Source organism: Neobacillus niacini, from assembly GCF_023715785.1.
Lineage (GTDB): Bacteria > Bacillota > Bacilli > Bacillales > Cytobacillaceae > Neobacillus > Neobacillus niacini_E.
This window is the reverse complement of the sequence record NZ_JAMBOX010000025.1, coordinates 15823-27253: the sequence shown is the minus strand read 5'-3', so window position 1 is coordinate 27253 and position 11431 is coordinate 15823. Positions and strand designations below refer to the sequence as shown.

The window sequence follows — 11431 nt, the reverse complement described above, 5'->3', positions numbered from 1 at the left end:
GGAGCAACCATGGCTAAAAAGCTTGGGTTTTTAGTAAATATCGAGCGCTGCATCGGCTGTCACGCTTGTGAAATATCGTGTAAAAGTTTTTACCAGCTCGAACCAGAGATGCGTCGACGCCGAGTGACGGAATTGCCGGAGGATCTAGTTGGCACCCCGGTGCGAGCATTTGTCTCCACTGCTTGCAATCATTGCGACGAACCGGCCTGTAAAAATGCCTGCCCGGTTGGCGCCTATACGAAGCGGGAGGACGGGATTGTTGTCCACAATCAGGAGCTGTGCATTGGCTGCCAAATGTGCGGAAAAGCCTGTCCCTATAAAGTTCCTGTCTATAATCCTGTCAAAAGAAAAATGGATAAATGCAGTATGTGTTATGAACGGTTGGATGTCGGCCAACTTCCAATCTGTGTGGAAAAATGTCCGTTGGAGGCGATTCAAATCGTCGATTATAATGAGGTCCAACCGGAAAATGGCGTCAGCATCGTTCCGACATTTGCCGACCCTTCGATTACCCATCCGACGACACAGTTTATTTTGCCGAAACCGGGCAAACAAACAAGGAGGTCATCGTAATGCATGATATGCCACTTGTTATCTTTACAGTACTATCACAGCTTGCCATCGGCGGATTCGTGACCCTTTGGTGGATAGACCAAAAGAGCACGATCCAACGGAAAACCGGATTGCTCATCTCGCTTTCCCTTGTCGTCATCGGTGGAATCGCCGTCCTAGTATCGTTGTTTCATTTAGGACATCCATTTGCTGCCTATCGGGCAATTTTAAACATCAAGGTCTCATGGCTCAGCCGTGAAGTGACCTTTTATGGTGCCTTTGTTGGCCTAAGCATGCTGTACAGCTGGTTTTGGATCAAAGATGCGGCTTCATGGCGCGGCATGACTGGGGCGGTCGCGACAATCTTGGGCATTCTGGCGATATTCTCTTCAGCCAAGATTTATATGATACCGGCCATTCCCGCCTGGAACAGCATGACGACCATGTTTATGTTCTTTTTAACTTCTATTCTATTAGGTCCTTTATTTGTTGGGGTGTTTTTGATCATTCGCGGGGAGCTGTCGATGAACCTAACGGCAGTGGTGATCGTTGGCTTCATTGCGGCAACGGTTGTGATGCTGGTTTATTTTTCAGGACTTCAAGGGGGACTGCCGCAAGCGGCTGAGAGCTTGCGCTTGGCAGTTGGGCAGCTCATCTTTTGGGTTCGGCTGTTCACCTTTATTATTGCATTTGCCATTCTTGCGATTACCGCTATCGGCAAACAGAAGCAGACTGGCACCATTTATACCGTAGTGTTCGTACTGATATTGATTAGCGAGTTTTTGGCCCGCCTGCAATTTTACGAGACGGCTGTTCATTTGTAGGTATTCATAGCTTGAGAGGAGGCTGGTTTGGATGAATCTTCTAACCTGGGCAAAGGCCATTGAGAAAAAAACAAATGCGCTTGTAATCGAACCAAAGCTTTGTACAAGGTTAATATCGCCAAAAAGTACATGCCGGCAGTGTGTAGACTATTGTCCTACAAATTGCATCACTTTTACGAAGGATACCATTGAAGTTAGTGATTCATGTTTGGAATGTAGCATCTGTACAACCGTTTGCCCAACAAGTGCACTTTCCTCCAATCGGCCTTCTCTCCAGCAATTGGTACAAACGGTCTTGCACACCTGCAAGGAAAATGAACACGTATATTTCCATTGCCATAAACATCCGATTAAGGAGGAAGGGGTGGCAGCAGTCGCTGTTCCCTGTCTTGGCAGCATACCACGAGAAGCCTGGCTTAGCTTTCTTGAGGAATGTGACAATTTGACGGTTTACCTTCCCGATGGGGGATGCGTCGACTGTGTCATAAAACAGGGGGAACAGGTATGGAAAAGAGAATTGACTGCAGGAGAAACGATGAGCGGCAAGCGTCTGGTGGTCGTTTCGGACGTGAAGCAGTCTAGGGGAATGGACGAACTGGATCAGCGGAAGCGTTTGTTATTCTATTCCGTATGGAGTGAATGGAGGGCCGTCCACAAGCTTGCGGTGAAAGAAACTCTTGGCACCGGCGAAATCAAAACGTACCAGGAAAAGCTCAAGAATGATGGTGCTTCCCTTATACGGAAAGAATGGACTGAGGCAGCCAACGGGGTAATGGAAAAGGTATTCAATGAATCCACCTACCCCTATCAGGCGAAACGAAACCTGTTTTTGGATCAGGTACGTAAAAATAAGGACCTGCAAGCTGGTAAGAATGTTCGGCTCCCTATGATCCTATCTGATTGCACCCTGTGCGGAGCCTGTTCCATTCTCTGTCCCACTGATGCACTGATCCAGGAAACAATAAACGGAGTCACGCAAATTAAGCTTAACCAGAAAAATTGCGTTGACTGCAAACTTTGTGAGGAGATCTGCTATTTCCAGCAAATAAAATTGATAGAAAAAGAGAATCGCGAGTTGTTAAGGGAACGCGGAAGGGAAACGGTGCTTTTCGAGCGGAAAGATAAATGAGCGAGAATGCGGCCAACTTAGAAAATCCTCTAAATAAGAAGTGATAGAGCGGAACGAAATATTGAATTTCTCGTTTATATTACGTATCTGGGATATATCAATTAAAATGCCAAGCACCCTACCAAAAATTGGAGGGTGCCTGGATCTTTATGTCCGTTTTTCCCATCTCTTCATAACATCTATTGGCGTAGTGAAACGCAGACCTTTTGCCTTCCACTGCTCCAATAAGTTCTATAGGTGTAGTGGAACCCAGATGGCTATAAAATCCGTCCCCGTGGCGTTCTGAACACTCATTCCTTAATCCTGATTTTTCGATTTTTAAATGACCCAGAATGCTCCAGCGTGATATGCGCTTCAATCGACTTTATGCTGTCTTCACGGAGCAAGGTGTCCTGATCTTTTAGCTTTTTCCATTCAGTATTATGTTTTCTGTATACCTGATGTTCTAAGTTTAAAAAATCAATCTTATGTTTTACCCCCAACTGATATAATTGCCTCACTTCAGTAATGATTCCTTTTTTTACGAATTCCTCCATTGCACGCACATTGATCGTGTTGTTTTTCATGCGATTACTCACAATCCCATTGGCACGGTAGACGATGGTAAAGCGAAAGTTTCCATTTTGTTTTTCAGGGTGTATACTAACCATTTGGTCTTCGAGCACAGCAAGAAATTCCGGATTTTTTCCGTTTGGCAAAAGTAAGGAAGCGCGAACGGTTTCCGGGGTCAGCCAGCGCAGGCCTTTTAATTTCTTATACGGAAAATACCCTTTGTACTTTTGGGTATCAATAAAAAAGGCTCCATTAATGGCTAATTTCCCCTCGTTCTTTTTATTTTTCTTCCATTGTTTATCATTGATGGTGAGCGAGGGAATGTAGGTAGTGCGACCAGGTTCAAAAAACTCACGCGCGAATTGATTCAGCTTTACCGGATGAATGGTGGAGCTTTGTTCATACGTACTTTCCGGACTATGCAGGATCGTATTCAACGAATTTTGGTTAAAAAAACCGCCAGTAGAGAGGATGTCAACCATGGAGTCCTTTGTTCCAAAAATCCAAGGAGTCGGCCGGAATTCATAATAACGCGTCAAGCCATCAAAAATACTGCCCAGTCCTTTTTTCAACGCATCCTCACTCAAAACAATCGCAGTAACATGTGCCCACAGAAACCGTTCTTGCGCTGTATAATAGGCTTTAAAAAAGGCGTCGATAAACGTTGCCCCGCTCGTCTCAGAAACATAAACTTCAGACGGTACTTTGGCACCGCCTTCCTTTTTCGCTATTGAGGTCAATCCCAGCATTTGAATATAGACATGATATTTCCCATCACGAAAATCAACTCCGACAGCGGTGGCAAAGTTTTGATTTTCAATTTCCCCGATGTCATGTCCGCAAGCCGGGACAAGTAATAGAACAAGAAGGATAGAAAAAGCCATTAGTAAACGTCGCTTCATACTACTTACTCCGCTTCTGCAAAAATGATATGCCAAATTTTTTTCGATCAAACGGGTTCACTAACAATGCTGCTAAAAATTCTTTGTATGATAACGAGGCAATGGGTTCAAGATAGGCTACTTTATATGACTCCAATGTAGATAGATAAATAAGAATGCTGAGAAAGCCAATAAAAAGTCCATATATCCCTAAAAAAATCGATACTACTAAGGTGAAAAGCCGGAGGATGCTTACAACTCCAACCAATGATTGATTCACTAATGTGTAGCTAGCGACCGCTGATAACGCAATAATCACAATCATTGTGGGGGAGGCAAGTCCAGCTCGAATCGCGGCGTCCCCGATAATGATACCTCCGACAATCGAAACCGTTTGGCCAAGAACGGTCGGCATTCGAACTCCCGCTTCTCTTAACAATTCAAACAACGCAAGAATAAAAATTGCTTCAAGACCGATGGGCAAGGGCAAGCCTTCACGCGAAACAACAACAGTAGCCAACAGGGTAAACGGCAGTTGGTCAATATTGACAGAAGACAGCGACACCCAAAAACCCGGAAGGAAAACGGCGACAACGAAACCGATAATCCGAATTATCCGTCCAAACAGAACAAGATAGTAAGGAAAATGGACATCCTCAGGCGATTTAAGAAGCTCAAAAAAATTGATCGGTCCAATTAACACGGAGGGGGATCCATTTACAATTAAAATAAACCTTCCGCGCAGCATGCTTTCAATAACATAATCGGGACGCGTGACATAATCGAATAAAGGAAACAAAGACAATGATCGATCAGAAAGCCATTGCTCCAATTGACCACTGCTGACAACACTTTCGCCTTGAAGGTCAGCAAGCCGCTTTCTGACTTCCTCAATGATGTCTTTATTGGCTTTATCATTTAAATAAAGCAGGGAAACCTCTGTTTTACTCAGCGAACCAACCGTAAAGGACTCACAATAAAGCTGCTCCGACTTCATTCTTTTACGAATCAACGAGATGTTGGTGTTCATCTCTTCGGTAAAACTATCCTTCGGTCCTTTAATTGATACCTCTGTCGTCGATTCCTGCGGTTTACGTTGTGGTACCTTGCTAATATCAAACACATGAAAAAACGGAGTCCCTTCCCGAAACACAATCAGGTAACCTGAAAACACAAGATTAACCATTTCCTTCATGCTTTTTATATGCTGAACAGGAGGAAGCGCGTCAAAATCACTTCGTGGCTCTACACTGCTAATGCTCAGAAGAATCCGGTTAAAATATTCATTTAACTGGGTGGAGTCAAGCATTCCTTTGCAATAAAAAGCTTGAAGCTTCTCGTCTTTTTCAATGGGGATGAAGGTAATATCCGCATAATGATGAAAAAAACGTTTCAACTCCTCGCAGGACAATGCTTTTTTTTCTAAAGCATGATCGAATCGTTTCATGTTCATATGTTTTGGGTTCCTTTCTTCATTGGCAGATAACTAATGATCAATAAGGCCAACGAAATCAACACGGCAAATAGGAGAGCAACCGGATAAAAGAATTTACCGACCATTGTTTGCACCCACATGTCACTTAGTGGAACGAAATTCAATATTCCTAAAAGAATGGAAATCAGAACAAACACGTATTTTTTCTTAGAAGCAGGCGATTCAGCTTTTAGCATATTCGCAAGCAGGTAAAAACCTAATGAAATGCGGATAATCTCGCCGCTTAATAATTGAAACACGGCCAAAAAATCAACATGGGAAATATAGGCCCCCAACTTGATGAGCCGCCATTGTTCAAAGGCCGGGAACCGCATACCGGCCGCAATCGTTGGACCAAATGAGGACAAAGAACCCATCGTGGGTCCAAGAATCAAACCAACCAGAATCGTAATGAGAAGGAAAAGGTTGGCCAAGGTAAACGATTTTTTTAAATGGTGCTGCAGAAGCAACAGCACAAGCAAATCCGCGCTTCCCCCAAGAATGACGATGGTCCCTTTAACAATGGGGTGATAGCCATTACTAAGGACAGGGAATAGGTAGGAATAGTCTTTTGCCGGGAGGGTAAACAAAGCGACGAAAATCCCAAGCAGCCAAACAATCGGCAATAAAACCGCTGATACATAGACAATCGATTTTAGGCCACTATAGGCCGACCAAGCACTAATCAACAGAAAAGGCAGCATCACAACAAAGGCTGGCGTTTGCGGAAGGAAATAAATATGAACAGATTGAATCAAATCATAAAAAGAAATGGCACTTATGGTGAAAACATAAACTGCAAGGATGCTGATGAAAACAAAAGAAATTACACCCCCAGTTCGTACCTTGATCCAGTCAAAAAGACACAGTCGCTGTGGATTATTTTTCATGATTAAATAAAGGACCAATCCCCAAATGAGTAAGAAGACATAGGCAACCAAGGCGCATATCCACGCATCCCGCTTTCCATTTGCCAGCAAATGAGGAATGATGAGCACATGATTAGAAATACCAATAAAAAGGATGAGAACAAAAAAGAATTGAATCCGGGAAAAATGCATGCACACACCACCAAAAAAATTCCTGCTATTGTTAGGTTTAGCCTGCGCTGGGAAATTATGCATAGCATAGCATCAAGACAAACTGCTATAAAGGGTTCATGAATCTACTGCCGTGTGAGTTGTTGACTGATGGTTTCTCTTCCTATCCAATTTTTAAGTATCTCGTATACTTTATGGGATAAGTTGGATATGTAAATTATCTAATCTATTAACCTTCTAAAATGTACATTCAAAATCATCCTATTATCAGGCAGTTAATTTCTAAAAATAGCTTCGCAAATTTGGTCACCGATTCCAGGAATTGGCGGCCGTTTTTTGTCCCCGCAAATAAAATAGTCAAAACCGCAAATAAAAACCGCCATTGCGCAAATAAACTGCTTAAAACTGTAAATAAAAACCTTTTTGCGCAAATAAAAAGCGTATAAGATTGGAGAGCACTTATGAACGGTGGGAAATAATTGTATTTATCATTATATTCTGTTTACAAAATATTCTAAAGTATGTAATATTATTATAAAACATATATTTAATAGATAAAGGCAAACCATTCGAAAGATTGGGACGCAAAGCTACAGGTCTAAGGTTACATACTATGACGGCTGAGTTGCCTAAAATAGACATATTTTAGGAGTGTATATCTGTGAATGCTCTAGCTTGTAATCAAGAACTATTTCTTGATATTAAAGAAATTAGTGATGAAAATTTAGTAGAGTTATATGTAACGGCCATTCTTGAAAAATACGAAAAAAACTTACGGTTATTTGAAGAAGAATTATTGGAAAGAAGGTTATTTTTAACTGCTTTAGAATGGTATGATTATAAAAAAAGCGTTTTTCGATTAAGGAGTGCTTATAGTTTTCTGAAATAAAAAAGGTCAGATAAAATAACAAAATCGTAGTTTAAAGGGGGGTGCTCACAGATGGAGAATCACATTAAATTATCTGGTACTTCTTCCACTCATGCAAAGCCTATTATTGGAAAGGCGATACTTTGCATGGGGCGAAACAATTAATTTTATCGCTAAACAAGCTTTTCTAATGTTTTGGCTTTGCACCTTATTATTTAAAATTTAAATAAGGGGCGAGCAAAATTGAAGTACGTAAATGCAAACAAAGTTTTACCTGAGAAGTTAATATTGGAAATTCAAAAGTATATCCAAGGGGAAACCCTTTATATTCCGAAACAGGAAACAGAATATCGAAAATGGGGTGCTTCCAGCGGAGGAAGACGAATGCTGGAAAGTCGAAATACCGCTATTCGAAATTCTTTTACTAGCGGAAGCAACATCCAGCAGTTGGCCGAAGAATATTATCTTTCGCCTGAAACAATCAAAAAAATTGTATATTCGCATAAGAAATAGAAGTACGGCACTGGTGAAGATCTTCATCAGTGCTTTTTTATGTAAAGCATAGTTCTAAGTCATTTTCTACATATTAAATTTTTACCTTTTTTTATAAAATAAGGTATGAAGACTGCAGTAACAAGATAGGAGTATGAAGATGACCGAACAATTTATTAAAAACGAACAATTAAATTTTATAAAAAAGCAAATAGATTTCATTAAGGACAACATCAATAAGAACGTACCTCAAAACGTTTTGACTGCTACAATCGAGTTAGCGAATGCCAAAATCCTGGACCTCTTTCCAGGTGCAACATTGGAGCAACAGGAAATGTTGAAAATTTCCAAACTAAAAAATGATAAAGAGTATGACCCATATATCCAGAATCTTATGAACTACCTGCTGCCCTTTCCAAAAATAACCGAGCAGCAATTGAGAAAGATGTTTCCGAAGCAAAAAAAATTAAAACTGCCTGATCTATCAAATATGAATCAAAACCAGTTGACTTATTTAAGCTGGAATGACTTACGATCCAATAAAAAATTTATCGTATATGATTTGGAAGGAAAAATGGTCGGTATCGAATGTGAATTTACCCCAACTAGTAAGAAGAATTTCTGTTCCTTCTGTCATAGTTTTAGTGAGGTTGCCTACGTTTCTACTGTAACCAAAACAAAAAAATTAAAAAATCCAGATTACTACAGGTCCATCGCCAACCTTATTTGCGCAGATAGCAGTGAATGCAATAAAAAAATTTCCGATGTAGACTACCTAACAACTTTTCTAAAGGATTCACTAGGGGTGTAAGTACCTCGGGGACGGTTCTGGCGGGTTCAAGGAGCCATCAAGTTCCTGACATACGCCGGATTCATCATAACCGGCATGGACAATAAATTTGAATCAAATTTCTCGCCGGAAGCAGCAATGTCCGCTTGAGCCTGTGCCACGGCTTCAGACCTTAAATTTCGCCCTTTGAGGCGGCCGTTTTTTATTTTAATACCTGTTATTATTTATTGTTGATTTTGGTGTAGATATGAGAATTAATAAGCGGAGAAATTCCGGTTAATGTATATAGGGGAAGCCTAAGAAGCTGTATCAGACCCTATTTTTAATAGAGGCAAAACTGAGAAAATCCTTTGGAGAAAGTCCTATAGAAGGCTCATAGTGGCCAAGAAACCTATTCCTATTTTTCATGGCTCCGTAAAAAGGAGCATAATGAATAAGTTGTACCCCTTCTCAGCAACTTAAGAAATATAGCAATTGAAAGAAGGTGTAGTATGGCAAAAAAATGGTATCGGTCATTCACCATCATTTCTTTAAGCATAGGATTATTACTTATGTCTTCCTGTAATGGAGCGGAAAGCGAAAGCAAACAGGAAAATAATAAGGAAAAAACACCTCGTGAAGTGTTAGGGTTTTATACAGAACAGGAAGGAACGTATCCTAGCTCCCAACCTACAGTTGACACGCAATACACCAATTTAAGCAGCATTGCCCCTTTCTGGTATAAGCTTGATGACAAACGTCCAGGCAATCTGATAGACTCCGTTACAGCAGATCATAAAACCAAGGTGGTTCAAAGTGCCCATCAAAAAAACCTAAAGGTATATATGGTTGTACATAATTTGTTTTATGAAACCGTGGAGAAGGGCAAGCAGGTAGCGAGTAATGTACTCGATAACAATCATAACCGCGATGTTTTCATTCAGACCATACTGAATGAAATAGAACAATTTAAATATGACGGGATCAATATTGACATGGAAAATTTGAATTTGACTGACCGCGACTCTTTTAGTCTGATGATTAAAAAATTAGCAGATACCCTGCATCGTGATGGAAAAGTAGTGACTGTTTCGGTTCCGGCCAACACGGGTGATGCCCGTGCCAATCCCTGGTCACCATGGTTTGATTACGAAAAGCTTGGTCAATATTCAGATGGATTAATGATTATGACATACGATGAACATAATCCTAGAACAAAACCTGGGCCTTCAGCATCAGTCGATTGGACAGAAGCAACAATTCAATATGCTTTGAAACAGGATGTACCACCGTCAAAAATATTGCTCGGGATCGCTGGTTATGGATGGGACTGGGATACAACGACAGGCGAATCCAAGTATAGCTCCTATAAAGAGTTAATGGAGCATAAAACAAAATATAAAGCCAAGGTGAATTGGGATACCCGTTCGCAAACACCTTATTTCAGTTACGCTGATGAGGAACAACATAACCACCAGGTTTGGTTTGAGAATAGCGATAGTCTGAAGCATAAGCTAGACCTTGTAGAAAAATATAATTTACGGGGAATCGGGATTTGGCGGCTTGGCTTAGAAGACCCAACGTATTGGAAGACCATACTGGAGGAAATAACAGTGAAAAAGTGAACGCGAATACTCCTACTCAGCCTAACTCTTATAATAACTTCGGTTTGTAAGGGTTAACTAAACTGAAAAGATTTGCTATTTTGAAAAGGGACTTTTTTAAAAGATAATATGGTATCTTTAAAAGGAAGTTTTATTCCAAATTTACTATATTATAGATAAGGGAGAACCATATGCTAGATAAACTTGTTGGAAAAATCGGGAATTATATGTATTTCCGCTATGGTTTTTTTATACTATTATCAGTAAGTTTATTACTTAGCATCGTTTTTCCTCATAATGATGGTTTTATCATGTTTATTATTTCCGTGATTTTTTTGGGGATTGGCTTTTATAATAAACCTATTTTTTTGCTGGTTTTTACGGTCCTGGTGGTTTTTTTCAGGTTTAATCTTTTGCCATTAGCAGGAGAGAGTTTCTTTATTATTCATTTAGTGACTTATTTTTTAGTTGCCTATATTTCAGCGGGTGCGATGTATTATGTTCAGAAAGTGAAAAAGGATGCCTTAGATTTAACCAAGTCCCTTATTAATGCCTTGGATTTTAGGGATACTTACACTTCTGACCATTCTGAAAATGTGTCTAGATACGCTGTTAAAATTGCTGAAAATATGAACCTTTCAAAAGAACATTGCCATGTCATTCATACAGGTGGCTTATTGCACGACATTGGAAAGATTGGAATTCCTGAAAACATCTTAACTAAGCCTTCTGAATTAACTTCAGAAGAATATAACATCATTAAGTCACATCCAGTCATTGGCTATGATATGCTCAAACATGTTGATGGTTTTAAGAAAAATGGTATGTTAGATATTGTTTTATATCATCACGAAAGATATGACGGTAAAGGCTATCCAAAAGGATTAAAAGGCACAGATATTCCATTGGCTGCTCGAATCGTCTGTGTTGCTGATGCGTTTGATGCGATGATGTCCAAACGGGTTTATAGAAATAAAGCGGATTTGGATGTTACCCTTAATGAGATGCGCCGAAATAAGGGAACACAATTTGATCCTGAAGTAGTGGATGCGTTCCTCAGCATCATTCAAGAACAGGATATAAAAGTGGAGCAACTCATAGCGTATGACCACACAAAAGGGGCAGCAGTACGATAATAAGAATAAAGTGCCAGCCACCCTCCAGGTAAAGGAAGGTGGCTGACTCTTTATTTAAGCGGTAATTTCCCATCATTTTATTTGCCAGTCTATTTCGATAATGATTGCTA

At 40.4% G+C, this 11431-nt stretch carries 11 protein-coding genes and 1 riboswitch; of the genes, 8 read left to right on the top strand and 3 right to left on the bottom strand.

The annotated features are described in order from the left end of the window. The first annotated feature begins 9 nt into the window (after positions 1–9). From M3234_RS26695 to M3234_RS26685, 3 genes are read left to right on the top strand one after another with little or no spacing between them, the layout of a single operon-like run. Positions 10–573 (top strand): 4Fe-4S dicluster domain-containing protein, encoded by a 564-nt coding sequence (locus tag M3234_RS26695; RefSeq protein ID WP_262307583.1) that lies wholly within the window; start codon positions 10–12, stop codon positions 571–573. Then, positions 573–1376, top strand: coding sequence for a dimethyl sulfoxide reductase anchor subunit family protein (locus M3234_RS26690; protein WP_262307582.1), 804 nt, complete (start codon positions 573–575; stop codon positions 1374–1376). The genes M3234_RS26695 and M3234_RS26690 overlap by 1 nt, the downstream gene beginning before the upstream one ends. 31 nt (positions 1377–1407) lie before the next feature. After that, positions 1408–2505, top strand: coding sequence for a 4Fe-4S binding protein (locus M3234_RS26685; RefSeq protein WP_262307581.1), 1098 nt, complete (start codon positions 1408–1410; stop codon positions 2503–2505). Positions 2506–2795: 290 nt separating this feature from the next. Here the strand turns inward: M3234_RS26685 and M3234_RS26680 are convergent, their stop codons facing one another. The 3 genes from M3234_RS26680 to M3234_RS26670 are packed head-to-tail and all read right to left on the bottom strand — an operon-like array spanning position 2796 to position 6473. Next, positions 2796–3959 (bottom strand): Ger(x)C family spore germination protein, encoded by a 1164-nt coding sequence (locus M3234_RS26680; protein ID WP_262307580.1) that lies wholly within the window; start codon positions 3957–3959, stop codon positions 2796–2798. 1 nt (position 3960) lies between these two features. Continuing rightward, on the bottom strand, positions 3961–5391 hold the full coding sequence (locus tag M3234_RS26675) for a spore germination protein (RefSeq protein ID WP_262307579.1): 1431 nt from the start codon (positions 5389–5391) through the stop codon (positions 3961–3963). Next, positions 5388–6473, bottom strand: coding sequence for an endospore germination permease (locus M3234_RS26670; protein ID WP_262307578.1), 1086 nt, complete (start codon positions 6471–6473; stop codon positions 5388–5390). Before M3234_RS26670 ends, M3234_RS26675 begins: the two co-directional genes overlap by 4 nt. A 528-nt stretch (positions 6474–7001) precedes the next feature. Further along, positions 7002–7085: riboswitch (cyclic di-GMP riboswitch) on the top strand. A gap of 28 nt (positions 7086–7113) precedes the next feature. Here M3234_RS26670 and M3234_RS26665 point away from each other — a divergent pair. From M3234_RS26665 to M3234_RS26645, 5 genes are all read left to right on the top strand, one after another. Continuing rightward, entirely contained in the window at positions 7114–7341 is a 228-nt protein-coding gene (locus tag M3234_RS26665) for a hypothetical protein (protein WP_262307577.1), read from the top strand. A 222-nt stretch (positions 7342–7563) separates the two neighbouring features. Continuing rightward, entirely contained in the window at positions 7564–7833 is a 270-nt protein-coding gene (locus M3234_RS26660; RefSeq protein ID WP_262307576.1) for a CD3324 family protein, read from the top strand. A gap of 139 nt (positions 7834–7972) precedes the next feature. Further along, entirely contained in the window at positions 7973–8623 is a 651-nt protein-coding gene (locus tag M3234_RS26655; RefSeq protein ID WP_262307575.1) for a FusB/FusC family EF-G-binding protein, read from the top strand. Positions 8624–9093: 470 nt separating this feature from the next. After that, positions 9094–10206: a glycosyl hydrolase family 18 protein gene (locus M3234_RS26650; protein WP_262307574.1), complete on the top strand. Its 1113-nt coding sequence runs from the start codon at positions 9094–9096 to the stop codon at positions 10204–10206. A 170-nt stretch (positions 10207–10376) separates the two neighbouring features. After that, positions 10377–11321: an HD-GYP domain-containing protein gene (locus M3234_RS26645; RefSeq protein ID WP_262307573.1), complete on the top strand. Its 945-nt coding sequence runs from the start codon at positions 10377–10379 to the stop codon at positions 11319–11321. Positions 11322–11431 lie beyond the last annotated feature (110 nt).

What these genes read in the sequence shown, in the direction of transcription:
- M3234_RS26695 (WP_262307583.1), top strand. Translation starts at nt 10, where the DNA reads ATGGCTAAAAAGCTTGGGTTTTTAGTAAATATCGAGCGCTGCATCGGC.
- M3234_RS26690 (WP_262307582.1), top strand. Translation starts at nt 573, where the DNA reads ATGCATGATATGCCACTTGTTATCTTTACAGTACTATCACAGCTTGCC.
- M3234_RS26685 (WP_262307581.1), top strand. Translation starts at nt 1,408, where the DNA reads ATGAATCTTCTAACCTGGGCAAAGGCCATTGAGAAAAAAACAAATGCG.
- M3234_RS26680 (WP_262307580.1), bottom strand. Translation starts at nt 3,959, where the DNA reads ATGAAGCGACGTTTACTAATGGCTTTTTCTATCCTTCTTGTTCTATTA.
- M3234_RS26675 (WP_262307579.1), bottom strand. Translation starts at nt 5,391, where the DNA reads ATGAACATGAAACGATTCGATCATGCTTTAGAAAAAAAAGCATTGTCC.
- M3234_RS26670 (WP_262307578.1), bottom strand. Translation starts at nt 6,473, where the DNA reads ATGCATTTTTCCCGGATTCAATTCTTTTTTGTTCTCATCCTTTTTATT.
- M3234_RS26655 (WP_262307575.1), top strand. Translation starts at nt 7,973, where the DNA reads ATGACCGAACAATTTATTAAAAACGAACAATTAAATTTTATAAAAAAG.
- M3234_RS26650 (WP_262307574.1), top strand. Translation starts at nt 9,094, where the DNA reads ATGGCAAAAAAATGGTATCGGTCATTCACCATCATTTCTTTAAGCATA.
- M3234_RS26645 (WP_262307573.1), top strand. Translation starts at nt 10,377, where the DNA reads ATGCTAGATAAACTTGTTGGAAAAATCGGGAATTATATGTATTTCCGC.